This is a genomic window from Sporosarcina sp. FSL K6-1508 (genome assembly GCF_038007465.1).
Classification (GTDB): domain Bacteria; phylum Bacillota; class Bacilli; order Bacillales_A; family Planococcaceae; genus Sporosarcina; species Sporosarcina psychrophila_B.
This window is the reverse complement of record NZ_JBBOXF010000002.1, coordinates 149,335-172,696: the sequence shown is the minus strand read 5'-3', so window position 1 is coordinate 172,696 and position 23,362 is coordinate 149,335. Positions and strand designations below refer to the sequence as shown.

Genomic DNA, 23,362 nt, shown 5'->3' with positions numbered 1-23,362 from the left:
GGAATTGAATTAGAAAAATAACATCTTTGTAGTTCGCCTGCTAACCGGCGGTGGTTTAGACACATTAGATGCAGGAATGAGGGTACGACGTGGGGGGAATATTGTAAAATACTTTATGGAAGCTACGATTTATGAAAGTCCAAAACTGATTAATGCGTAGTACGAGGAGATTACTATTTTTATAATTTTGCCAATTTTATTAATAGGCTGCGGAAAGAAGAAATAACATGTTGGGGGAGACTTATATGAAGAAAGAATTTATGCAACGAGAGGAACATAACAGCATCATGGTTAATAAATGTATAAAAATCCTACAAGATACTATGAATACGTGTGTATTAGATGAATTGAGTAATAAAAAAGAACAAATTGTTAATTTTTTCGATATGAAAGATAAAATTAAAACAAATAATTCCTATTACTTTAGCTTTTACTTCGATCTTTTTTTTGTTAGCGATTACGACCCTTGCTATGCAATAGATGTAGGGGTTTTAGCAGAAGAAAAATTCTTTACAAGACCTTTTTTGTTTAAATGGCTAAAACAAAAAATTGCCTATGAAGAAATGGAGATTCATGATTTTAGAAAACTCATAAATTTCATAATGTCTAATGACGATAAAATAGAATTCTCGAAAAATATTGTGAATAATAGTATGATAGCTGAATTTAAAGGGTTCTTCCAATCACAAGGATTTCAGGTGATTGATATATCGATTCAAGATAGTTTTTTACTAGTAGAAGTGAAATAAGGAAAGTTTACAACACCTAGTAAGGCAAAGAAGGTAAACTATGTCGGAGGTTTTATAAATGAAGAAAACTTCAATCATTATAGCTGATGAAAAGGTTTACAGATTTCGAGAACTATTTAGACTTACATTTTTAAAAAGTGTCATAAAAATGTCGGTAGGAACTTCTATGATCCTATCAGTTACAGTTGTCATAGCTTTAATGGTGAACTGCGTTTTGATACTAATTTGGTCTTGAAACACAACAGACGAGTATAGGGGGATGATTATGAAAGTATTAGAGCATTCACTTAATAGGTTGGAGCTAGATGTTTATCCCCATAGGATTTCTATAATTGTTATTTCGATGACGTTCACAATAGCAGCTGTTGTCGGTTATTTTGCATTTGTTAAATAAGGCAAAAAGATATGTAGTAAGACCACGGTGTAACTCGAAAGGTGGTGAAAGAACATGCTAGGTGAGGGAGTATGCAGGATATGTGGGTGTTCAGACCAAAATGCTTGTGTAACAGAAGCCGGACCTTGTTGGTGGCTGGACGAACTAGAGATGAACTTATGCAGTGCGTGTGAACATAAGCTTTCTATTGAGTATTTAAGCGGTGGCAAGGAAGTATAGCGAAATACATACAGAGTGATTAAACTACACTGTAGACACTAACTATGTGGGGGATATATTAAATGAAAATTGACATTCAAATTTTAAAAGAGGTTATGGATTATCGAGTGAAGGAAATTAAAAGCCAGTTTTATGGAACAATTAATCCTAAAATCAATAAGTATGAAGCAATTGAAAGGTTAGGAGAGATTTCTGCTATTGTTCTTACGCTACATGAAAAAGTAGAAGAACCCTTAAAGGAACCTGTTTGGGAACTTAAACATGAATCGGATACCTTAATTGAAAAATTATTTTCTATGTAAGTGTTGAACAGTACGACCGAACAACACAAGTAGACACATTATGTGACGCAAAAAGGAGATAAGGAAATGTACACAGGATTACGAATTAAAGTCACAGTAAAAAAAGAATTTAGACAAATGATTAATAAAATCAACAATGAGGAAGCATATTTTTCTGATTATGTAGTTCATTTTTCATTTTTGGATAAGTTCACAAAAATAAAAAGGTCTGATTTGATCCCAACAGGAACATCAGCGTATATGCCGACAGGTTGGGAAACAGGAGAATACCTTAATGAACAAGCTATTGACGGTTTTGAACGAAAAATTGATATGAATACAGGTGTTTGGACATTTCAATGTTGCGTAAAAAATTACGATAAATTAATAGAACATTTTTTTACAGATGTATTAGCAAACATTATAGTATCCGCTGAGCATATTGAAAGTAAGTTCGAAGAAGATAATAACAGCATTATGTATAAATATATAGATGGTGAGATTGTTAGAGTTAAATAAGTCGCATTTCGAACATTAGGCGTAGTAAAGGAGGGGGGCAGTTGGGAGCAATTTTTAGACAACTCCCCTTCCATTTTAGATAATGTAAAGAATTACTATGAAAGCCACGGCTTTGGAGTTCACATTACAAAAGACAGGGAAAAAATATGTCTTATTTTAAATTGGTCAGTAGTCTAGAGTTATAGAAAATTTCCAGAAGGTGTTGATAAAGAGATATGCGAAATTTCATTAAAAAACCTAGTCTAAGAGTCAAAAGGATATTAATCATACTTGCCTTGTTTATCTTTATTGCAGCAAATAGTTTCATGACCATGTTTATAGTACAGAACGTTACTTCTGGACTTGGGGGTATGAACGTAATTCATAGTTCAGTTAGTTACCTTGGCTTCATGGAAGACTACGACAAAGGCATTATAGACCTGGCGTACGCTCAAGGCAAGATGAGGAAAGAAGTAGAAAGAGTTCTATTGAAATGATGGAGATGGCCAAAGTTAAGAAGAAACATGTTTCTGTTATAAAGGATGGAGTAAACCTTATGAAACAGAGAATAGAGACTTTGGAAGCAGATTCTGTTGCGAGGGTAAAGAAATAACAGCTTATTCGCTAACTGGCATTACCTTGCAACAAAGGAGAGGAAATAACGTGATATTGCAAATAATCTTTGGCTATATTTTATTCATTATGCTTTTAGTAACAGTTCTTTTTATCACTTTTAATAATGTTGCTATGCCTGAAGAAAAAAGAAAAATAATAATCATAAATGTCGTGAAGCTTGTCTTGTATTTGATACTATTACCATTAGCCTATTATTTAATAAAGCATTGGATGAACTATTTATTTACCCATTAATGAATTGTGATTAATACGCGGTTCAAGATTTTTGTGCCCTAAAGATACGTCGTATCAGAAAGGAAGTTGATTATGGGGGCTTCATGGAATTACTTTAAACATTATGAGATTAAAGCTGATGAGAAGCTTCATAAAATGTTTGTCATTATTAAAAAATTAAGGGGTAAAAAATATGCCAACTGAAAAGAAGATACAATTAAAAAATAAGCAATTTTGTATCCACGACTCATTCGTACAGGTTTTAGGAAGAAAACCAAGTGAATCAGAAACTAATAGGATAGCAAATGAATTACCTAATCATATTATAAAACTTGCTGAGATGTGGGGGTGGAATGATACGGAAGTGGGAGATAATGTTTATCTTTGGATTAGCGATAATATATCCCCATAACAAAGGACTTTCTTTAAAAAAATAACATCTTTGTATTTCGCCCATTAAGCGCTGCTAACCGGCGGTGGTTTAGACACATTAGATGCCTACAAGGCTGATTTTCTTGCTAAGATGGATTCCTAACACATTATTCGATACTAGGGGGAGACTGATGAATAAAAATCAAATTGTAAATAAAATGAAGAAAGATTTTGAACCGGTATTAGATTTACTACTAATAACTGGTTTTTTAACGATCGCTATATATTTTTTACACTCCAAAGATATCAAAGGGTGGATAGCATTGAGTATATCTATTTATTGCATAATCACATTTATATATTTGGACGTACTTAATAGATTAGGCATTGGGCTTAAAAATAAACGTGAATTATAGAGATTTATAACCAGTTTAGATTTAAAAGTTTTGCCGGAGAAAGTAGTGAACTGTACTTCGTACACTTAGAATCATCATACGCGGCTATTAAAAATACTATCCCGCCACATATGCAGAGACTTGACCGTGACCCTAACGATGATCCTGTGATTGTTGAGGTTTGGGTATAGAAGTAGCTGATAGCATGGTGAAATTCGGATTTCAGACGCTACCAAATTGCTGTGAAAGACTAGATTACGAAAAATCGATTCCTCATGAAAGCATTCATGAGGATAAAAAAAACACAACATATTATGAGGATATCGATATACAAAGAAAAGAAGGGGTAGCTATGAAAAAAAACAGAAGATATATATCATTAATCTTAGCGCTATTGTTTATGTTTATGATGATACTTCATAGTACGTCGTATATTTCAGCGAAACAATTAGCAGTGTTTTCTTTGCTATTTCTCGTCTACCACATAGTATTTGGGGATTTAAGAATTAAAACTGTTAGAGTTAAACCTCCTGCAGTTGGAGAATTAGCGGAAGAGAAGTTAATGAAATCAAAGCGTATATTAGGTAAAAATATTGATTGGTTGAAGATTGGATATAAAGAAAGTCTATGTTATGAAACATGTCATGAACTAGATTATATACTGCGTTTGTACAGAGAACGACCGAATGTATATGGACCCTTAATGTATAAGTACGAAGATGCATTCACTGAGCTTGCAAGCGTGTTAGAAGTGGCGAGAAAAGAAGGTCTAATGCAAAAACACTCATTGCATTACCAAATAAGAGAGTTATTGAAATATCCTATTAATGATTTCAGTGACTTAGAAAAAATAGTAGATGAAAATAATCAATTAAAAATAGAGATGGAATTGGAAATTTTGAATCGACGAATAGAAACTGAAATTATAATAGCCGAAGATATCAGGAGTATGAATAAAGGAAGTTAGGAGGGGTAGAAATGAAGTTATTTTCTATCGACATAATTGCACTGCCGTTGATATACATACCCGTTGTATTACTACTGATGACAGCATTATCCATTCAATTATTCAGTAAAACAAAACGAACTAATGATTTAACTTTAGGGGTTATTTTTCTCGTTAATGCCAGCATAGCCTTTTTCCCCTACAGATGGGCGTCCGGGGAAGCTTTACCGTTCTGGAGTCTTCCCTTTCATCTCGCCACTATTTCAGTTCTAGTATCGGTCGGGGCTAATCTGTACTTTTCTAAGGCATTACTTATCAGACAACAGTGGACGTATACCGTAATGTTACTGGTGACGGTCATATCGCTTCTGTTTCCTGCAAATCTCGCTGGCGTAATAGTTGGACTATCACTATTGATGTATGGGGCGTTCTTATTGTATGAGATAAGAGAAGGCTTCTTGAAGGAAAATATATTGGCCATTTCTTTTTTGATATTGGGAATACTAAACTTCATCGGTAATTTACTTCCATATAACGGTGGACGTTTTCTATTTAGCTTCTTTTTATTCATGTTGCTTTGTTACGAGATGTTTAGATTCTTCGAGCGTGTCGTTTTCATGTTAAGGGCTGCAAGTATCAATAGTATGACCGATGGCTTGACAGGTTTATATAATAAAGCATACATGGAAAAAAAGGCGGAACAATTAGCCGAAAGACAAGAAATTGGTATCATCTTTGCAGATATTGATAACTTTAAGCAGTTAAACGATACAAAAGGGCATGATGAGGGGGACGCTGTCTTGATAAAGGTCTCCAGTCTACTACAAGAAGTGCTTGAGGAAAGTGGTTACGGCTGCAGGTTCGGGGGCGAAGAATTGGTTGGAATCGTATACAACGGTGATGCTGAAGAATTAGCTGGACGATTTTGCCGCCAAGTTGAGAAGAAAGCGGGAGTAACCGTCAGCGTGGGTGTTGCACGAGGAAAAGGGAATAGTCATTTGCTTATTAAGCAAGCAGATGAACGAATGTATGAAGCAAAGAATAGTGGGAAAAATCAAGTTATATTTAAGTGAATTGTGCAGCTAATCTCTGAAAACGAGACTAGCTGTTTCTTTGTACCTATTCCTTGTGTACTGAATGTCGAATATTGATTTAAATTGATGTATTATTTTTGTTGCATATAGGCTACAGATTCGCTATTGTTTATATAACCATTAGTGTTCCCTTTTTCCATAAAATATGTTGTTTGAAACATAATGAAGACAGAAAGTAGTGTAATCGCATGCAAACTAATGAATATGTATTCGCTCGAATTAAAAACATTTTCGAGAACGACCAAGGGGAATTGGAACTATTCCTTTTTGTAGGACTTACGAAGGTTTCTTTGATTGAGCAAGGGGCTTCGTACAAGAAAAATGTAAAACTTGTTTTAACTAAAAGTATTGAAATGAAAGCTAAGGACGCATTGCCTGTATATTTAGAATTAGATAATCATGATTTACGTGTAATCATCTCAAAAAGTGAATTTGAAAAGCTGGAGGAGCTTGCGGAAGACAATGAAATCGCATTTTTTACTCATGTCCCACATGAGGTTGAACCTGGACTTGATTTAGAATAAAACCTTTGATAAGCTTAGTTTATATATGATTCTTTTACTTTTAATGCAAATCCACCTTTTGGTGTGATTCTGCGGTGACGACTATTTAAAGCCTTTGGGCTGTTTGTGTAACATAGCATTTTTACTCTTTTGCTATGCAATCAAACTGCCCGAGGGCTTTTTTTGCGTTCCCTAAAAGGAATTTTATACAAAAAAAGTTGGGGAAGGGTGTTAGCAATGATAAATCAACAAGAACAATGTTTGAGTTGTCTTAATAGAAAGGAGTGTGAGGAACATGTATAGATTGACATGTTTTATTCAAGAGGAACCGCATGTTCTATTCCCTTTACTCTTACCACTCCGTTTCAAGTGGACCGAACGACAATCAATTACATGGACTGATGGTGTTACAGAATTTAAAATTGTACCGTTTGCTTCAAAAGGCCGTGGGACAATGGGATACCGTATACATTTCAAGGGAACGCCAGATGCATGCCAGTATTTGATGGATCAATTCTTGAATAGGTTCAATCCGTTGATTAACGGAATCGAATGGATTCACAAGTCAGAAAAGACACAAAGTGAGTTGATTCGAATAGCTGAACAGAGTCACTATAGTCGTTGTTCCCTTCATGGCATTTACGAAAATAAAGAAATCGGAATTGTGATATTACCGACAAATGATATTCATTTGCAAATTCGTGGCCAAAAGATTTTGGTGCGAAATGTTTCTAAATTTATGCGTGATATGGAATCTACTGGAGCTGTATTCTTGGATAAACCTATTGACCTTTTTTCTTTTGCGGAAGAAGCAGAACTTTCATGAATTACCAGGATGCTGCAAATATCAATTATAAATAGAGTTTATGACACTATGTGTGCTAATAAAAAAGTCTATCAACCGTGATGAAGTCTGAATTGAAGGAAGTGCTATATATGACCAAAACAACATATATCTACCTATTGACGAATAACATACAACAAGCTATTGAAGATGAATTAAGAGAGACACTTTCTGAACAAGAAATTCAATTAGCATTGTCTAGTCGCTTATGCGATTTAGAAGAAACGATTAATATAAATAAGTATATAAATGAATCAATTTCATAATTCCGAGGTCTTGTGGCTCAAGGGTTTCCAAACAAAGAAAAAGGAGTACCTCCCCAAATGTCGAAATGAGTAAGTGACGAAACAAACTCTCAGACAAGAAGGAGGACTCCCTTTGTCCATTATACGACAACAATCACTGTTTGACATGCAAGTTTTATTTGATTTGGAACCTACCCAGCGTTTTCATTCTGTTTTATCAGGTATCGACATCCATCCCATTCTTGATGTGGCGATGAAGAAATCTCGCTTTGGACCACCACAAACCCTAAATTATTCGGCTATGATCTTCTCTTTGATCATCCGTGTCACTGAGCGTATTCCATTTATAAAGGACTTGGTGAAACGACTCGATAATGATTTGCGATTCAAAATTGACTGCGGTTTTCTTGTTTCGGATGAGGTTCCATCGGAAGCTTCTTATTCACGCATGATCGCTTTAATTAGTGAATCTGATGCCCTGGAAATTGTCCAGGAACGACTTCTTCTATTGGCTATGTCGGAAGGATTCATTTCTGATGAAACAATTGCGATTGACGCAACCCATGTTGAAGCCCGTGATCGTGCACCGTTCAAGAAAGAAGTAGTAGCAAAAGAACCAAAAAAACGAGGCCGTAAAAAGAAAGAAGAACGTGAACAATGGCTTTTGGAAGAGGCTGAGAAAGAAGCCAATCTTCCATTGTATGAAAAGAAGATTGCTGATCAACTAGACGTCCCGCTTTCAGAACTTCGTTCTTCTATACCCACTCAACCTAGATGGGGGGTGAAAAAGAATAGTGAAGGAAAAAATCTGTTTTGGTTCGGGTTCAAATGTCATCTCGCCGTAGGAACAGAAAGCCAGTACATTCTTCAATCCTTATTTTCTTCAGGAAATTTGAACGATGGAAAAGTCGCTATTCCCTTACTAAAAGGTATTAAGGAACGTTTTTCCTCGCTGAAAATCAAATATGCCACAATGGACGCTGGATATGACTATCATCCGATTTATAAACAAGTTTATCGCATTGGAGCTCACTCAGTTATTGCCTATAATAAAAAGAACGAACCCGAACCAGTGGGGTTTGATGAACATTTCGCTCCCACATGTGTGCGCGAACACTCTTATCGATATGATAGCTATGATGCAAAGCAAGAACAACTAAAATATACACGGCCGCACGAATGTGATGACTGTCCATTAGCTAAAGATAGTTTGTGCCAAAAAGTATTCAAAATGAAGGTTACAAAAGATCTAAGACGCTATACAGCTCCTGCTAGAGGCTCGATGAGATGGAAAAAAATCTATAAGGAACGAAGTTCCGTAGAACGTGTAAACGCATATTTGAAAGGGTATTTTCTATTAAACCAGATTTACCACTGCTCAGGAAAGAAAGCCAAAGTTCATTTTGATATAATTCATATCGCATACAATGCATCTAAATTAGCAACTGATCGACTCAAACAACAAATCTTCGTAGTCTAATTGCGCTGTAAGTATTTCATTGGTTTTTTTAAGAAATCATCCAAAATTCTGTTTCTCAATGATTTTTTAAAAACACGCATTATGAAATTGATTCAAATAAATAATTAAGATTGAAGGAGCTTGCGCTTTCTAATCGAAAAACGTTGGTATCTTTTTAGATACTAGCGTTTTTTTATGCTATGCGTGGCATTTACCTCCTTACTATAAGAAATAGCGATAGTTTTACAAATCGTTGACGAGAATCTAGAACATGCTATACTAAAGACATACTTCTTTAATTATTTTCTTTTGCAAATCCACCTTTAGGTGTTGATTCTGCGGTGACGACTATTTTAAGCCTTTGGGCTGTTTGTGTACCATAGCATTTTTTCTTTTTTGCTATGCAACCAAACAACCCAAAGGCTTTTTTGCGTTCTCACAAAAGTGATACACAAAGAAGTAAATAGTTTTGGGAAAGGGTGTTATTGTATGACTAACGTTGACGTTCGTGCGCTTGCACAAAAAGAAACAGTCATGGAAACAGTTTTTAGGGAGGTATTTGTAAAAAGTAGTGATGGTTGTCGATTTACCGTTGAGGTACGTATCTTAAACGGAATAAAACACTATTACGGACTTCTAGCAATGAGTAAACTAGCTGCAGAGCAAGAAGCAGAACAACGTATCCAAAAATTAATGAACCAACATGAGTATGACCGTATTGCCTGGCGTATTGTCGGTGATTCGATACACTCCGGTTGGACTGTCTATTCTTCCACAGATACAGTTCAATATGAAACACGTGAAGAAAAGAAAGAATCGCTATGGACTCGTTTCGTCGATTTCTTTTGGTTTACTGGAGAGGGAGAATTGTAAGTACAACAAATACTTAAGACCATGCAAATATTAATGAAATAAGAGAGAGAAGAGTTTCTGCATAATGCGGAAACTCTTTTTCTATTAATATGAGTCAAATAAAAATGAGTTAGAGGAGGTATTTTGCAATGGTCACAGCAATTGTAGAGGAAAAAGTGTCTTCACTCTTTTTTCTTGAAAGTAACTTTTTTGCAAACAATATTTTGTTAGAGGATTTTGACCACATGCAGACGTTACTAGGCGGCGATTGTATAGCATTAGCATTACCTTGTGACATTTTGTTGTGGTATCCAGTACCCGGAGAGAGCAGGGTGAAGCACACGTTGACTATTCAACAAGCCACGGAGCAAAAAATCATTTACGGTAATTGTCTTCTCACATCCAATGATGAGGAAAGTCTAAACGGTATTCGTAGCCTTTCCGCAAATCAAAGAAAATGGTTAGGCGATAATCATAGCATGGTGGAATCCGAAATCAGCGGTGAGTATGTAATCAAGTTCATCACAAACTAGTCGCTCACTGAGGCGATGAGAGGAGAATAATCAAATGTCTAACATCGGAAACAAAATAAGAGCAGGTTTTTTTGCCACTCCTGAGAGACAAGGTGAATATCTTCGCACACTTTTGACGTATGAATCAGATACTGCTGTATTTGATCCGACATGTGGCGAAGGGAACATCTTAAAACAGCTTACTGAACCACGTGGGGAGCGTTTGTATACCATTCACACTTATGGTGTTGAGTTAGACAAAAGGCGCGCATTGCAGGCCACGGAGCTTTTAGATACTGTTGTCGAATCTCCTATTGAATCAATGGTGATTGCGCATGATGTATTCGGTATGGTTTTTCTTAACCCGCCATACGACAATACAATCCTGGGCATGGGTGATGAAAAGACGGACCGAAAGGAATATACCGAATTGGTTAGAAATACAAGATACCTAAAACCAGGCGGCATCATGATTTATATCATACCTTCCTACCGTTTTGCAGATAGTAAAATTGCACGTTTTTTAGGAACATACTTTGAGGACATCGCAATTACTAAATTCACGGTTGAAGACTATGATGATTACCGGCAGTGTATTTTTATTGGGAAGAAAAAGGATTCAACTCGTAAAGAACTGAATAATAGCCTTTATGAATTCTTAATGAAGATGGATGACGAGGAATTTATTTCAGAAAAGGTTTCGCCGTTAAATGTTTTGAACGGTAGAAAAACTTGGCTTGTTCCAACAGGGAGAACTACAATTCCAACCTATTATTCACGAGTTGAAAACAAAAGTGAATTTGTGAAGGCCATCCGCTCGAATAAAGGTTTCTTGGCATTTAAAGAGCGCACAAGACCTAAGCAGCTTGTTATCGGCGGAGATCCCCTGATTAATGTTTCGCAGGGGTTAATGGCACAATTACTATCGTCTGGAGTTGTAAACGGTTTAATCGGTGAAGGCGACAGATTGCATGCCTTGCAAGGTATGGAAGTCGTATCACATATTGTCACCGAAGAGGAAACGGAGTATCACAACATAATAAGAAAACGAACAAAAAGAGAGGTTTCTGTTAAAGCAATTATACCATCAGGAAGAGTTATAAAGTTTGTGTAAGTAAATGTAAATAACAATGAAAGTCGAATCATACAAGCCTAAACAGACAAAAAGTGTAATAAGAATTGATAAATTACTAATTTTATACAGGGGGAAAGAAAAATGAATAATAGAAAGTTAATGGAAAAAGTAATTGATTTAGATACTCAATTTTTAGCAACAAGAGCGCAGAGTTTGAAGGTAATGCTGCAAATCGCAATAATTAGGCAAGCATTTGGCGTGAAAAACGATGAAACAAACAATCCCGTTAGAGATTATGAGAGAGAGATTATTCTATCCGATGATGAAATAAGAAGACAGTTCTATAAGGAAATAGAGTGTTTAAACATAGCTAAAGAAAAAAATGATTTCGGGGACGTAAAAGAGTTTGAAAGTCGAATTCACTATTTTATTGAGGCAGTCAGATTTTTTAACGTTAACTTAGCAGATGAATTTAAAAAATTAATAGTTGAGTAATGATAAAGTTATTTAAAACAATAATAATAATAATAAAAGGAGGATAGGTCATATAGTGCTCTAATAGATTGACAATTGGAGTGGCATATGAGATACTATTAATGAAATTACATGAGATCATTACGGTTGTAGATGAGAATAATCAAGATATGATTGGAGAATATTTGGATAATCTTTTAACTGATTCAGTAAGCTCAGAAAAAGCAAAAATACATTTTACTTTTCTGCAGAAAATCTTTGAAAAATTAGCTTATAGCAATTTAGAGATTCTTTGTTCTGAAAAGACTCAATTAGATATAAAAGTAAATGGACAGTCATTTACTAAGAGGTATGAAATTATAAAGCCTTTACGGAAGGCACCTGTTTATGAAGTAAGATATGGTTTATCACGTAATGAACATTTGCGATTATTGTTTTTCCCATTCACATTTGAAAAAGTATCTTATTATATATTTGTGAAAGTAGTTGTTAAAACGTTAATTCCTGATGTTAATGAAACGAATGCCATGAGAGATTTGACTTATAACGTATACTTAGACGTAAAGAGAACCCCAAAAAAGTATTTGGAGGGTGAAAAATCATGAAAAAAGGTAGAAATCTACTTGATAATTCACGATTAATAGAGACACATCCAGATTTACACGATGCCTTTTATGGAATTGCCGCACTATACGGTAAGATCGTATTTGCACAACGTATGAAATTAGGGCTAACACAAAAAGAATTAGCAGCTAAAGCTAATGTGAGTATTAAAACAATTGCAAGAGCTGAAGGCGGTACAGGAAATTTAGGAACTGAAAACTATGATAGTATTTTTGGTGCACTGGAATTGAATATGTCTGATGTAGCGAAACTTATGTCAACATTCGCTGAAGATGAACACACTGCTGCATTAGAAGTTAGTGTATACTAAAAAAACGCGACCCTCCTAGAGTGGTCGCGTTTTTTAGTCGGGGGGAAGTTCGAAAAATGTTTCAAAAAAGTACCGTAATAATAAGAGATGGACGTTTAGATTTACTAAAATGGATTGCTTTATTTACAATGGTTATTGATCACGTTGGATACGCATTTTTTCCAGATGTTACGGGATTTAGAATAATCGGAAGGATTTCCTTTCCAATATACGCATTTTTAATTGCTGAAGGATCCCAACGGACTCGAAATAAACGTAAGTACATAGAGCGGCTATTATTATTTGCTTTCATTGCCCAAATACCATACATGTTAATGTTCCATACGATCTATCCAAATATACTATTCACGCTTGTAATAGGACTTCTTTTTATAAATACTACATGGTATAACATTGCTATTTTGATAACAATAGGAATATTATTGCCGCTAGATTATGGGTGGTGGGGGCTACTCTTGCCAACTTTATTTGCCTATGGACGTACCAGGAACATATTTGGTTTTCTATTAATAGCCGCGCTAACGGTTGTTAATGCTATATCAAATGGAGCACTCATTCAGCTTTATGCAATTGTAGGATTCCTATTAATATTTGGAATGCCTGAAACTGAAAAGATTCAAATACCAGTCATAAACCGTTGGATTTTTTATTGGTTCTATCCAGTTCACCTGCTGATAATCTATCTTCTATCTCTACTATTGGAATAACGGATTTCAAGCCTATAATTTGTATTTAATGTTGTTCTTCAAGATATTATCTGATAAACTAAAGTTATATCTTTTTCTTTTACTTTTAATGCAAATCCACCTTTTGGTGTTTTCTGCGGTGATAACTATTTTAGGCCTTTGGGCTGTTTGTGTAACATAGCATTTTTATTCTATTTTGCTATGCAATCAAACTGCCCAAGGGCCTTTTTTGCGTTCTCGCACAAAAGAAACTGATAAAAACTTTGGGAAAGGGTGTTAGCTATGAGTACAGCAACAATTACTCTAGAAACAAGAATCAACGACAGAATTAATGGAGGAAAAGAGCTATTTATTCAAAAACTAAAGGAATTAGAGGTAAAGATTAACAAACGAAAATTAATGTTCATTCAGAAAATGAAGGAGCAAAATTTATTCGTAGAACATTGTCCGAAGCGAGGGTTTATCTATCGAGTTGTACAATCAGTTGATGGATATATCACTCGCGTAACAGTATCTTGGAAAAATGGTTATTTAACTGTTTTAGATATGGAGCCAGCGGAAGAGGCAAAAGCATAATGGAATACGCTACTGTAGGTATTCAAACTTATATGGTTTGAATCTCAGAGTTCGGAGAGATACAATTCTTGATTTTCTTGAGAATTGTATCTCTCTTTTTTTATCAATTACAAAGGGGTGCATAGTATTATGCTAACAGAACAATTGTCCATTTTTGATATGCCGGAAAATACGCCTAACCAACAGATTGTAATTTCTAGACATACCTTACCTATAGTTCCAGATATACGAACTAAAGGACAGGTGAGTCGGTCAGTTGCTTTCGACGTGGGTGAAAAAATAGGTGGCGCACGGAAAGACCTAGCAAAACAGCGTGAGGAATTCCTTGCAAGACCTAGCATTTGGCTGTTAGATGAAATTGAAAAAACCGATGTGACTACTGCTGCTGCGGTAATCATACGAAACACATTTTTCAATTGGTTTTCATTTGAGGATTGTCGTAAACGGTGTGTTGAGCCTGGTGTCGCAAAAGCGATGCAACTCTTCATTAACCGGATTCCAAAAGAATCAAAAGATACAGCGGAAGATCGTCGAAAGTATGTGAATACGATGAAGTTTTTGAGTGATTTACTCAAAACTGTACTAACTAGAAATGACTATTTACTTTTTGAGCACCGTGTTTTCACTGTTATATCTGCACCCAGTAAGGATAGATGTATTCCTATTGTGGAAACGATTAAAAAAGAGAGCGAACTACTATTATATGAAGAGTCCGAGGAACAAAAAATCAAAAAAATAATGATGATTCAAGAAAAGACTGCATCATTGTTCATGCACGACCTCGACATGTCGATGGCATTGTATGACTACAAAGGTCCTTTTACGAATTATTTCAGCAAACATCAATCACGGGTTTCAGTCTTGAAAAAAGCTTTTTCAGTGAAGAATTGGAATGAATTGATTCCAATATCAGAAGTGAATAAAGCAGTTGCAAAAGGTGGTTCTCGTAAACCTGTTTGGGAGCGTATTCTACCAGAAAGTCCAAATCGTACCGGCGGACCATTTATCGCTATTAAAAATCCTAAACACTACGTTGAGTATTTTGGTTTTCGAGCTTCTGAATTCGGCCATTATGTTAATGATGAGATCGGTCAAGCTCACCTTATGCGTTCTGCTGAAGCTTACATCGATTTAGCTGATATCCTTGAAATTCCAATAAAGGCTGTCAGTCTAAAAGGTGACTTAGCAATGGCGTTTGGATCGCGTGGACGTGGACGAGCACTTGGGCATTATGAGCCTAGTCGAAAGGTTATCAACTTGACGAAGGAGAAAGGTTCTCTTGGGATTTTGGCACATGAGTGGTTTCATGGTCTTGACCATTATTTATTCAATGTAAGTCATTCCTTTGAGAACGGCAAAGTTGGCTTTCTAACGGAACAAGAATTTGGTGTAATGCCCACTGAAGTGACTGATGCTCTTGCAAAACTCCTACGGAAAATGAAAGTTGGAAATTCGAGTGCACTTATTGATGTACGTAATTCCAAACTGACTTACACCGTCAAAAGTAGCTTTACTAACCTGTATGACGAAGTGAACGGTAACTTACTGCAGTTCATGGACAAACGGATAGAATCCTTTGATTCACGTGTAGAAAGGCATTTAGCAGGTTGTGTGAATGAGAATTACAAAGTTCAGTTACAGAAAAAATATGCAAAACAACGGTTGAAAGAAATTAAAACAAGTGCAGAAGCGGTTGCAGAGTACCACAAGAAGAGAACTGGGCAAGAAATTAATCTTATTCCTTATACAACCGAGCGATCATCCTATTTCCAGTATGCAATTAATATGGACAAAGGAGCTATCGGAAAGTATTGGTCCTCAAACTTGGAGATGGCTGCGCGCGCATTCGAGTGTTATGTGTACGAGAAACTGAAAGAAAAGCTATGGGTTAGTGATTATTTAGTATGTGGCATTCGTGACAGCGTATTTCCGCAAGGGATTGAGCGTGAACGAATCTTTATGGCCATGTCTGAGTTTATTGATTCAATTCGAAAGTTTATTTCTGAGTAAAATTTTGACGACCTATTTATGGAGATAGGCGGCACTTATTAACTAATGGGGAGGAGAACATATGAAACAGAAATTAGTCGGTATTATTGTTTTATTAATATTCGGCAGTGTGATCTATCTAGCGGCTGATGTTTACAAGGGAAGCTAGATTGTGGCACATTTGTAGAAAAGCCGTTAGAAAACACAGAGTCAGTTGTGAAAGAGTCTACTTTTAGACTTCCCTCAGAAGCTGATATTCGAGTTGCTAAGACGCAAGATGTTGCAAATGGGGCACTTTGTACAACCGCTTTCGTTGAAGATTTAACAAGAAAATTAAAGTCATTATAATTTTTAGAGAGAAAAATGGTAACAAGCATGATAAAGGATCATTAGTTGGTCCTTTATGTGTCGGTATGGAGAAGCATTTGGGCCAGAACGGTTCATTCTTCTACTAAGTGTGAAATATGAAACCAATATGATTGAGGAGATGTTTACAAATGAATAAAGAGATAGGCTATTGCCCATTTACTACAATGAAATTAGTTGAAACAAATATGGAGTTACTGAATTTTTATCATGATAAGAGCAATCTAGGAGAGAGTCAGGAAATGAGATTATCACTCATTTTCAATGCAGTAGTTCTATCTGGACCAGAGAATTCGGAACACGTTCGAAAGTATAATGAACTTTCGAAAGAGTTTCAATTTTATCCTGAAAAGATGCAGAGATTCCTTAATCAAGATGCAATGCTGCGTTTTGTTGTAAAGGATATGGTGTCAAATGGACACGAAAAGGAAGACGCATTACAGATTACTTTTAATAGTTATGTATTGGAGGATTTTATAATGAGGGACATCTACAAAACGCTATGAGAGGAAGAAGATAATGGACCAGGAACCTACAAAACGGACAGGGCATACAATTACAGGATTCTCAGAAGCGGGTTTCGGCTGTTGCGGTCACTATAAATTTTGTGAAATGGGAAAGTCCAATTGTTACTATGAAGTAACTGATCCTGCAGTAAAAAATTGCTGCGCTGCCTATTTACGAAATCAAGTAACTAGACAACAAGAAGTAATTGGAGAATCTTCATTACATCCAAATTTTGAAGAACTAAATAAAGATGTAAACCAAAGAGAGGAAGAACAACTATCTTTGTTTTGATAGGTACTGTTGAAAGTATTAGTGGACAGTTGAACAAAAATAATATAATCGAGAGGAAGATAGAATATGAAAACCATTCATTTAGGAACAGAGACAGGTTTCATAATAGGACATGTAAGTGGAGAAGATACGGTTTTGATACATGATAATCCATTACAAATCAGTGCATTTATTATAAAATATCAAATGCAAGATGTGATTATTACGGATTTGTTTGATCAAAAATTAATCGAAACATCAATGGGATTCCTTATGTATATTTCTGACCAACAATATTTAGCAACTTACTTACTGCCTGTGTTGGTTCCAATGCAATTAGGTGAAGTAGAAATTACGAAGTTTGAACCTTATGTCAAGAAGAAGCGTTAATCCAAACAATCTGCACGTAGATATCCAGGAAAGGAAACGCAGGATAAATAAAATTCAAAAATCCTCAGTTTAAGGTGACAATAACTACTAAGCAATGAAGTTAGGGGTATCGTCATATAAATATGAATGGATCTTTTCTATAACCCCCTTTCGTGATGTAATTGGCATTAACAGCGATATGAAATTAGAATCCGCAGGTGACTGACTATCTAAGCTTTTTGGGGCCACACGTTTATTTCGTGAGGTTTCCGAAGAGTTTTTTTTGGTCGATTTATGGAAAGGGGAGTATCTTAATTTTCATTTTTAACAATATAAGGCTACCAATTTGTGATCCCACTCCAAAAATTGCGCTTACCACAATATTGAATCGTTGTAACTGATTCCGATCTTCTGAAATCGGATTTACGCCATGAAATAGGTTTGCTATAGGGGTCAAAAAAGAGATTGAAGCATACGCTGATCAGTATTATGAGGGGGAGCCGGAAAGGGACGAATCAAGTGATTAGTCGGGTTCAGGCCAGGACCATTATGAGTGATGCAGCAAACGAGTTAGGCATGATTTAACAAAAGAAAGACTAAATGAATTTAAAAACCAATTTTTCACTACTTACAACAGCATTGATTGGCTGGTTATATCAAGGCTTTTTTGCCAACTTCACGAAATCTAAGTAAATAATTTAATGATATTTCAAAATATTACAAATTTAAAAGAAGGAGAATCAACCTACTTTGTCTAATGTTACATATATAAACAAAAAAATGGGGTGAATAAAAAACAAAAAAATGTATTTTATATCTAAAACATCTATTAGAAAGAGGTGAATTATATAAAAAAAAGATGGATGATTTTTTTACTTACATTAATTCCTATCTTAATATTCGGTGTCATACTATTTGGGAACTCTTCTTCTTCTCAATCCAAAGCTGAATTAACAATTTTAGAAGCAATTAAGCTTGCTAATCTTTCTGCTTTGAAATGGGATGAAAATGCACAATTATTAACAGCGGTAAATATAGACTTAGAAGATAAAGCTGAGAAGCTTATTGGAAGTGACGGAAAAAGAAAATACTGGAATATTTCTTTTGGAGTACCAGATACTAATAAGTTTTTTTTGGTAACCATTCATAAGGGGGAAATTAAAGAAACAAACGATTTAACAAATAATGGTGATTCTCCTTTTCCAAAAAAGGAGTTTATTGCAATAGAAGATATTAACTATGATTCACCTCAATTACTTAAAAAAGCACTAAAATTAGACGCTGTTAATCCTGGTAACGACTGGGCTAAAGGCTATAACTTTATGATTAGAAAAGACCCAGAAACCGATATCCCCCTGTTGTTAGTAATAGGTTGGAATAAAGAACTTAAAAGTATCGTATCTGTTTATTTCGATGCAACAGATGGAAATCACCTTGTTACATCAAACCCAATAGGAGATGATTAAAATGAAGAAGAATTTATTTTTAATCGCAGCATTATTAATTGTAACAGTATCTACCTTTAATACAGAGGTACAAGCTAATACAGAAGTACAAGCTAATGCAGAAGTACAAGCTAATGCAGAAGTACAAGCTTATAAGCGTGAACATATATCGCAAAATACTACCGCATACACTGGTGGAACTGTTGGACATGGAGCCACTTATGGGTTTCCTAATTCGCAATATAACACAGTTGCAGTAAAAAAGAAGGTAAATACCAACGATCCTCTTATTCCTTTTGGATCTTTAATTTCCCTTTATAGTTCATTATATTTAGACGGTCCTAATATTAACAAAACTCAATTTATGGTTACCGATACTGGGATAGGACGAAATTATACTCCTTACTGGATTGATGTTTATTATGGATCAACAAATTCAACAAATTCAACAAATGCAAACAAATTTGGCAATCAGAAAGTAGTTTCATATAGTGCATATTATTAAAGAAAGTAACCAGTGAGTAACGAAATTTTTACCATTTCACACCTTTTGTATAATTAATGTCATACCTATTGGTGTGACATTGCTTATACAAAAGGTTTTTTGCATGATTCATTATCGTAAGATTATTGTACTATTGTGTTATAAAAAACCAAAAGCTGTCAAAGTTTTTAGACATTACTCATTTAGGGGAAATAAAAATTGAAGGGAATATAAAGGGTGTCACTTTAAGAGGTAATATGCGCTTATTTTAAGCGTTATTCTGCACAACTAAATTTAAAATCCAACTCACAGCTTGGATAAGTGCTTTTATAGGCGTACTTTGAAGTGCAATTTACCGATTACCGATCAAAGAGACAACCAATGCGTTGAATGGTGTTATTACTTGGAGCCATACATAAGAGGATTTTCATGTCGTGGATGCCAGGGTTTCTAGGATAGGACAGGATTTAGAAACACAGCTTCAGGAGTTGAAGAAAGCAAAAGTGATATTATCTTCCATGAAAAAGTAAATGACATGAAAGTAAATAGAGAGTTTCAAGCGTTGCTGAATCAAAACTTTGTACCTTTTAGCAGATAATCTAGAAGAATTTAAATTTATTTGACGCTTACTTTTAATAAAAATAGAGAGTTTGCGCATTTTTTTAGATTAAAGAATTGCGACTATTACTTATTGCATGTAGTATAATCAATAATAGGGTAAATAGGACTGTTCCGTATTTAATTTCAAACATCTTGAGAAATAATTGAAAAGACTTTTTTAAATTTTCTAGTATAAATTGAAAGGACTGAGCTCAATAAATATAGGGTTAATACATATTAGTGACATTCATCTTAAATCTGATGAAGAGAATCCACTAGAAAAGAAAATTGGCAGACTGAGTAATGCCATATCATCGGATTTGTATGAGTTGGAAGAAGTTTTCCTTCTGGTTACTGGGGATATCGCATTCTCCGGAAAAGAGGAAGAATTTAATCTTGGATTTGACCTAATTAGCGGACTTATTGATAGTATAGAGAAAAAAGTGAACATTAATATACATGTAATTATTATACCTGGTAATCATGACTGTGATTTTAGCGGGAATTTAACTATGCGAAACGTGGTACTCCAAAATGTTGATAAGCCTATAAGTGAAATGGAAGTCATTACTGAAATTTGTAAACCTTTGAATAATTATTTTTCTTTCGAAGAAGTGTTTTTAATATCCGACAATCTTGTATTCTCAGATATTCTATATAAGCAATATAAGTTCACGGTGAATAATTACAATATTCAATTCAATTGTTTTAATACTTCCTGGATTTCAACCAGGAATGAAAAACCGGGTACAATGACATTCCCGTTAGAGAAATATAAAAAGTATATCGAACAAAGCGCAGACTTATCAATAACACTGCTACATCACCCAACCCACTGGCTTGAGCCGAATCAAAAAAGGGAAGCGGATAAACTTTTAAAATTTAATAGCGATATTATTATTTCGGGTCATGAACATACTTCAACAAACTCTAGAAATGATGATTTTAATGAAAATAATACAATTTACTTTGAGGCTAGTGCTTTACAAACAGGAGATCCAGAAGAGAGTAGTTTTTCTATCATTAAAATAAATCTTGGTGAAAGTATTTTATCTAAAAACGACTATATATGGGATTCGAAATTATATTGTAGGACAGAAACTATTGCAGGAAAAGATATTTATATTAGCAAAACGATTAAGAGAAATGAATTTCAAATAAAAAAAGACTTTTCACGCTGGCTTAACGACTTGGGAATACCACTAAAGCACCCTCGAGTTGAAGAGACATTATTAACAGATTTTTATGTATTTCCTGATGCTAAATTTATAAAATATGAAGAACAAAGAGCGATCGATAAAGCAATAGATATCAATTTACGGAAAATTGTTGAGTTTAATGATTACAAGAAAGTTTTAATAGCAGGTCAGGAGAGTTACGGCAAAACCTCCTTTTGCAAAGTAATGTTCGAAACTTCATTTCGTAAAGGATATACGCCAGTATATATTTCTGGTAGTCATTTAAATAAAAGTAGTCTACAGGACTTTTTAAAGACTTTAAATCGACAATTTATTTCGCAATATGATGAAAAAAGTACTCATGAATTTGAGCAACAAGATAAAGAAAAAATCATATTAATCATAGACGATTTAGATAAGTCTACTTTAAACACTAATCATAGAAATTTATTGATGGCTAATATTAATAAGAACTTTCCGAATATAATTGTTACGGCAAGTGAATTGACAAAGTTTCCGGATTTAATTAGTGAAGTAGAATATGAAAGTAGTTCATTTGAAGGCTTTATAAGATTAGAAATGCTACCATTTGGTCATAGACTAAGAGGAGAATTAATAGAAAAGTGGAATCGAGTTGGTGATTTACGAAACCAGGAAGAATCGACTCTAATTAAAAACATTGATCGAAGTGAAACGATCGTCTCAACAATAATAGGGAAAAATTTCATTCCGTCAGTTCCATTCTTTATTCTTATCATTCTACAAACCGGAGAATCGGAGCAGTCTAATCTTTCAGAAAGCGCTTACGGATACTACTACGAATATTTAATAAACCAATCCTTAATGAATATTAAGTTGAAGAATGAAGACATTGATGCTTTTAATAACTATTTGTCACATTTAGCTTATAACTTTTTCGAAGATAGTGTTAATCAAAAGTCTAGGAGAAAATTATTAGACTTTCATCAAAAATATTGTTCTGAATATGATATAATTGTTGAGTTTTCAGATTATGAAAAAAAGCTAATAGCGGCATCTATTTTAACGAAAGTCGAAGATGGATTTGTATTTAAGTATAAATACATTTTTTATTATTTTGTTGCTAGATACTTATCCCAAAAAATAATGGAACAAAAAATTGAAGATGAAATAATAAACATGTGTAGGAAACTTTATATCGAAGAATTTGCAAATATAATAATGTTTCTGTCGCATCTTTCTAAGAACCCCATAATTCTGAACAGTGTTTTAGAAAGTGCTAAATTAATCTTAAATGAAATTATTCCAGCAAAACTAGAGGAAGACATTCAGCCCTTAAATGAAGTTATTTCTACAATTCCGAAAATGATCATTGAACACAAAGATACCCTGAAAAACAGACAAGAACGTCAACTTGCAATTGATGAAATAGAAAAAGGAAGAGAGGAAACAGGTTCAACCCTAGTTCCTATTTCGAATCAAAATGACGAAAGCTATGAACAATTTGACATAATATCGAAAATAAATTGGGCTACAAAAACATTAGAGATAATGGGGCAAATGCTGAAAAGTTATTATGGTTCAACTCCCGCAAAACAAAAACTATTATTAGGTGAAGAAGTATACTTATTAAGTATGAGGGCATTAAATACATTTTTACAAACATTCACTGATAATAGAGATAATCTAATAAAAGAAATAGAAAGAGTATTGAAGGAAAATAATATAGAGGATTCTGCTAAAGCTGATACTGTTGCGAGACAATTTGTATTTAATTTAATTAGTGCTATCTCTCATTACTTTATTAAAAAGGTTTCTTCATCGGTTGGAACTATTAACCTAGAAGAAACATTTGCAAAAATATTAGAACAAAATGATATGATATCTGTAAAATTGATAGATTTATCAATAAAACTAGATCATGGGTATACAATACCATTTAAAGAAATTGAAAAATTCAAGAACGATTTGCCAAATACTAATTATTTAGCTTTAAACGTATTAAGAATTTTGGTAGTTGAACATATGTATATGTTTCATGTTGAATATAATGAAAGGCATAAAATCATTGAAATGCTTGATATAGGTGAGAAAACTAAACAGCGAATTACATTAGCGGGACCCAAAAAAATAAATTAAGTTATATCCTTGGAATGTAAGTATCAAATACTCCCCGTCTTCTAACATTTCGGAACTTATGTGGTAATCCTTTTAAACA

Annotated in this window: 28 protein-coding genes; all 28 read left to right on the top strand. The window is 34.4% G+C overall.

Going from position 1 to position 23,362, the window contains the following annotated elements; all coding sequences use genetic code 11:
* The first annotated feature begins 245 nt into the window (after window positions 1-245).
* The 28 genes from MKZ11_RS24910 (at window position 246) to MKZ11_RS24775 (ending at window position 23,283) form a co-directional block, all read left to right on the top strand.
* A complete protein-coding gene (locus MKZ11_RS24910; protein ID WP_340797280.1) occupies window positions 246-749 on the top strand; it encodes a hypothetical protein in 504 nt (167 codons plus the stop codon).
* 265 nt (window positions 750-1,014) lie between these two features.
* On the top strand, window positions 1,015-1,143 hold the full coding sequence (locus MKZ11_RS24905; RefSeq protein WP_340797279.1) for a hypothetical protein: 129 nt from the start codon (window positions 1,015-1,017) through the stop codon (window positions 1,141-1,143).
* 281 nt (window positions 1,144-1,424) lie between these two features.
* Window positions 1,425-1,664, top strand: a complete 240-nt coding sequence (locus MKZ11_RS24900) for a hypothetical protein (RefSeq protein WP_340797278.1) — start codon at window positions 1,425-1,427, stop codon at window positions 1,662-1,664.
* Window positions 1,665-1,730: 66 nt separating this feature from the next.
* Window positions 1,731-2,162 carry a hypothetical protein gene (locus MKZ11_RS24895; protein WP_340797277.1) on the top strand — a complete coding sequence of 144 codons (432 nt, stop codon included), beginning with the start codon at window positions 1,731-1,733 and terminating at the stop codon, window positions 2,160-2,162.
* Between the two features lie 305 nt (window positions 2,163-2,467).
* Window positions 2,468-2,638: a hypothetical protein gene (locus MKZ11_RS24890; protein ID WP_340797276.1), complete on the top strand. Its 171-nt coding sequence runs from the start codon at window positions 2,468-2,470 to the stop codon at window positions 2,636-2,638.
* 545 nt (window positions 2,639-3,183) lie between these two features.
* The gene (locus MKZ11_RS24885; protein WP_340797275.1) at window positions 3,184-3,402 is read left to right on the top strand and encodes a hypothetical protein; all 219 of its coding nucleotides are present in this window, start codon (window positions 3,184-3,186) and stop codon (window positions 3,400-3,402) included.
* A 151-nt stretch (window positions 3,403-3,553) separates the two neighbouring features.
* Window positions 3,554-3,778 (top strand): hypothetical protein, encoded by a 225-nt coding sequence (locus MKZ11_RS24880; protein ID WP_340797274.1) that lies wholly within the window; start codon window positions 3,554-3,556, stop codon window positions 3,776-3,778.
* Between the two features lie 160 nt (window positions 3,779-3,938).
* Window positions 3,939-4,724 (top strand): hypothetical protein, encoded by a 786-nt coding sequence (locus MKZ11_RS24875; protein WP_340797273.1) that lies wholly within the window; start codon window positions 3,939-3,941, stop codon window positions 4,722-4,724.
* 11 nt (window positions 4,725-4,735) lie between these two features.
* Window positions 4,736-5,776 carry a diguanylate cyclase gene (locus tag MKZ11_RS24870; protein WP_340797271.1) on the top strand — a complete coding sequence of 347 codons (1,041 nt, stop codon included), beginning with the start codon at window positions 4,736-4,738 and terminating at the stop codon, window positions 5,774-5,776.
* A 209-nt stretch (window positions 5,777-5,985) separates the two neighbouring features.
* Window positions 5,986-6,321, top strand: a complete 336-nt coding sequence (locus MKZ11_RS24865) for a hypothetical protein (protein ID WP_340797270.1) — start codon at window positions 5,986-5,988, stop codon at window positions 6,319-6,321.
* Between the two features lie 274 nt (window positions 6,322-6,595).
* Window positions 6,596-7,126, top strand: coding sequence for a hypothetical protein (locus tag MKZ11_RS24860; protein WP_340797269.1), 531 nt, complete (start codon window positions 6,596-6,598; stop codon window positions 7,124-7,126).
* A gap of 110 nt (window positions 7,127-7,236) precedes the next feature.
* Window positions 7,237-7,410, top strand: coding sequence for a hypothetical protein (locus MKZ11_RS24855; RefSeq protein ID WP_340797268.1), 174 nt, complete (start codon window positions 7,237-7,239; stop codon window positions 7,408-7,410).
* 112 nt (window positions 7,411-7,522) lie between these two features.
* Window positions 7,523-8,869, top strand: a complete 1,347-nt coding sequence (locus tag MKZ11_RS24850) for an IS1182 family transposase (protein WP_340796165.1) — start codon at window positions 7,523-7,525, stop codon at window positions 8,867-8,869.
* A 468-nt stretch (window positions 8,870-9,337) separates the two neighbouring features.
* Window positions 9,338-9,721 carry a hypothetical protein gene (locus MKZ11_RS24845; protein ID WP_340797267.1) on the top strand — a complete coding sequence of 128 codons (384 nt, stop codon included), beginning with the start codon at window positions 9,338-9,340 and terminating at the stop codon, window positions 9,719-9,721.
* A 128-nt stretch (window positions 9,722-9,849) separates the two neighbouring features.
* Window positions 9,850-10,233, top strand: coding sequence for a hypothetical protein (locus MKZ11_RS24840; protein ID WP_340797266.1), 384 nt, complete (start codon window positions 9,850-9,852; stop codon window positions 10,231-10,233).
* Window positions 10,234-10,267: 34 nt separating this feature from the next.
* Complete coding sequence (locus MKZ11_RS24835) at window positions 10,268-11,326, top strand: DUF6094 domain-containing protein (protein ID WP_340797265.1); 1,059 nt, start codon at window positions 10,268-10,270, stop codon at window positions 11,324-11,326.
* Window positions 11,327-11,428: 102 nt separating this feature from the next.
* The gene (locus tag MKZ11_RS24830) at window positions 11,429-11,782 is read left to right on the top strand and encodes a hypothetical protein (RefSeq protein WP_340797264.1); all 354 of its coding nucleotides are present in this window, start codon (window positions 11,429-11,431) and stop codon (window positions 11,780-11,782) included.
* 101 nt (window positions 11,783-11,883) lie between these two features.
* A complete protein-coding gene (locus tag MKZ11_RS24825) occupies window positions 11,884-12,366 on the top strand; it encodes a hypothetical protein (RefSeq protein WP_340797263.1) in 483 nt (160 codons plus the stop codon).
* Window positions 12,363-12,695: a helix-turn-helix domain-containing protein gene (locus MKZ11_RS24820; RefSeq protein WP_340797262.1), complete on the top strand. Its 333-nt coding sequence runs from the start codon at window positions 12,363-12,365 to the stop codon at window positions 12,693-12,695. Before MKZ11_RS24825 ends, MKZ11_RS24820 begins: the two co-directional genes overlap by 4 nt.
* A 56-nt stretch (window positions 12,696-12,751) precedes the next feature.
* Complete coding sequence (locus MKZ11_RS24815) at window positions 12,752-13,402, top strand: TraX family protein (protein WP_340797261.1); 651 nt, start codon at window positions 12,752-12,754, stop codon at window positions 13,400-13,402.
* A 261-nt stretch (window positions 13,403-13,663) separates the two neighbouring features.
* Window positions 13,664-13,957 carry a hypothetical protein gene (locus tag MKZ11_RS24810; RefSeq protein ID WP_340797260.1) on the top strand — a complete coding sequence of 98 codons (294 nt, stop codon included), beginning with the start codon at window positions 13,664-13,666 and terminating at the stop codon, window positions 13,955-13,957.
* Between the two features lie 129 nt (window positions 13,958-14,086).
* The gene (locus MKZ11_RS24805) at window positions 14,087-15,967 is read left to right on the top strand and encodes an LPD1 domain-containing protein (protein WP_340797259.1); all 1,881 of its coding nucleotides are present in this window, start codon (window positions 14,087-14,089) and stop codon (window positions 15,965-15,967) included.
* Between the two features lie 476 nt (window positions 15,968-16,443).
* Complete coding sequence (locus tag MKZ11_RS24800; protein ID WP_340797258.1) at window positions 16,444-16,818, top strand: hypothetical protein; 375 nt, start codon at window positions 16,444-16,446, stop codon at window positions 16,816-16,818.
* Window positions 16,819-16,831: 13 nt separating this feature from the next.
* Entirely contained in the window at window positions 16,832-17,110 is a 279-nt protein-coding gene (locus MKZ11_RS24795; protein ID WP_340797257.1) for a hypothetical protein, read from the top strand.
* A 66-nt stretch (window positions 17,111-17,176) separates the two neighbouring features.
* Window positions 17,177-17,479, top strand: a complete 303-nt coding sequence (locus MKZ11_RS24790) for a hypothetical protein (protein ID WP_340797256.1) — start codon at window positions 17,177-17,179, stop codon at window positions 17,477-17,479.
* A gap of 818 nt (window positions 17,480-18,297) precedes the next feature.
* The gene (locus MKZ11_RS24785; RefSeq protein ID WP_340797255.1) at window positions 18,298-18,924 is read left to right on the top strand and encodes a hypothetical protein; all 627 of its coding nucleotides are present in this window, start codon (window positions 18,298-18,300) and stop codon (window positions 18,922-18,924) included.
* Between the two features lies 1 nt (window position 18,925).
* Window positions 18,926-19,408: a hypothetical protein gene (locus MKZ11_RS24780; RefSeq protein WP_340797254.1), complete on the top strand. Its 483-nt coding sequence runs from the start codon at window positions 18,926-18,928 to the stop codon at window positions 19,406-19,408.
* 776 nt (window positions 19,409-20,184) lie between these two features.
* Complete coding sequence (locus tag MKZ11_RS24775; RefSeq protein ID WP_340797253.1) at window positions 20,185-23,283, top strand: STAND family AAA ATPase; 3,099 nt, start codon at window positions 20,185-20,187, stop codon at window positions 23,281-23,283.
* Window positions 23,284-23,362: the final 79 nt, after the last annotated feature.

What these genes read in the sequence shown, in the direction of transcription:
- MKZ11_RS24910 (WP_340797280.1), top strand. Translation starts at nt 246, where the DNA reads ATGAAGAAAGAATTTATGCAACGAGAGGAACATAACAGCATCATGGTT.
- MKZ11_RS24905 (WP_340797279.1), top strand. Translation starts at nt 1,015, where the DNA reads ATGAAAGTATTAGAGCATTCACTTAATAGGTTGGAGCTAGATGTTTAT.
- MKZ11_RS24900 (WP_340797278.1), top strand. Translation starts at nt 1,425, where the DNA reads ATGAAAATTGACATTCAAATTTTAAAAGAGGTTATGGATTATCGAGTG.
- MKZ11_RS24895 (WP_340797277.1), top strand. Translation starts at nt 1,731, where the DNA reads ATGTACACAGGATTACGAATTAAAGTCACAGTAAAAAAAGAATTTAGA.
- MKZ11_RS24890 (WP_340797276.1), top strand. Translation starts at nt 2,468, where the DNA reads ATGACCATGTTTATAGTACAGAACGTTACTTCTGGACTTGGGGGTATG.
- MKZ11_RS24885 (WP_340797275.1), top strand. Translation starts at nt 3,184, where the DNA reads ATGCCAACTGAAAAGAAGATACAATTAAAAAATAAGCAATTTTGTATC.
- MKZ11_RS24880 (WP_340797274.1), top strand. Translation starts at nt 3,554, where the DNA reads ATGAATAAAAATCAAATTGTAAATAAAATGAAGAAAGATTTTGAACCG.
- MKZ11_RS24870 (WP_340797271.1), top strand. Translation starts at nt 4,736, where the DNA reads ATGAAGTTATTTTCTATCGACATAATTGCACTGCCGTTGATATACATA.
- MKZ11_RS24865 (WP_340797270.1), top strand. Translation starts at nt 5,986, where the DNA reads ATGCAAACTAATGAATATGTATTCGCTCGAATTAAAAACATTTTCGAG.
- MKZ11_RS24860 (WP_340797269.1), top strand. Translation starts at nt 6,596, where the DNA reads ATGTATAGATTGACATGTTTTATTCAAGAGGAACCGCATGTTCTATTC.
- MKZ11_RS24855 (WP_340797268.1), top strand. Translation starts at nt 7,237, where the DNA reads ATGACCAAAACAACATATATCTACCTATTGACGAATAACATACAACAA.
- MKZ11_RS24845 (WP_340797267.1), top strand. Translation starts at nt 9,338, where the DNA reads ATGACTAACGTTGACGTTCGTGCGCTTGCACAAAAAGAAACAGTCATG.
- MKZ11_RS24840 (WP_340797266.1), top strand. Translation starts at nt 9,850, where the DNA reads ATGGTCACAGCAATTGTAGAGGAAAAAGTGTCTTCACTCTTTTTTCTT.
- MKZ11_RS24835 (WP_340797265.1), top strand. Translation starts at nt 10,268, where the DNA reads ATGTCTAACATCGGAAACAAAATAAGAGCAGGTTTTTTTGCCACTCCT.
- MKZ11_RS24830 (WP_340797264.1), top strand. Translation starts at nt 11,429, where the DNA reads ATGAATAATAGAAAGTTAATGGAAAAAGTAATTGATTTAGATACTCAA.
- MKZ11_RS24825 (WP_340797263.1), top strand. Translation starts at nt 11,884, where the DNA reads ATGAAATTACATGAGATCATTACGGTTGTAGATGAGAATAATCAAGAT.
- MKZ11_RS24820 (WP_340797262.1), top strand. Translation starts at nt 12,363, where the DNA reads ATGAAAAAAGGTAGAAATCTACTTGATAATTCACGATTAATAGAGACA.
- MKZ11_RS24815 (WP_340797261.1), top strand. Translation starts at nt 12,752, where the DNA reads ATGTTTCAAAAAAGTACCGTAATAATAAGAGATGGACGTTTAGATTTA.
- MKZ11_RS24810 (WP_340797260.1), top strand. Translation starts at nt 13,664, where the DNA reads ATGAGTACAGCAACAATTACTCTAGAAACAAGAATCAACGACAGAATT.
- MKZ11_RS24805 (WP_340797259.1), top strand. Translation starts at nt 14,087, where the DNA reads ATGCTAACAGAACAATTGTCCATTTTTGATATGCCGGAAAATACGCCT.
- MKZ11_RS24800 (WP_340797258.1), top strand. Translation starts at nt 16,444, where the DNA reads ATGAATAAAGAGATAGGCTATTGCCCATTTACTACAATGAAATTAGTT.
- MKZ11_RS24795 (WP_340797257.1), top strand. Translation starts at nt 16,832, where the DNA reads ATGGACCAGGAACCTACAAAACGGACAGGGCATACAATTACAGGATTC.
- MKZ11_RS24790 (WP_340797256.1), top strand. Translation starts at nt 17,177, where the DNA reads ATGAAAACCATTCATTTAGGAACAGAGACAGGTTTCATAATAGGACAT.
- MKZ11_RS24780 (WP_340797254.1), top strand. Translation starts at nt 18,926, where the DNA reads ATGAAGAAGAATTTATTTTTAATCGCAGCATTATTAATTGTAACAGTA.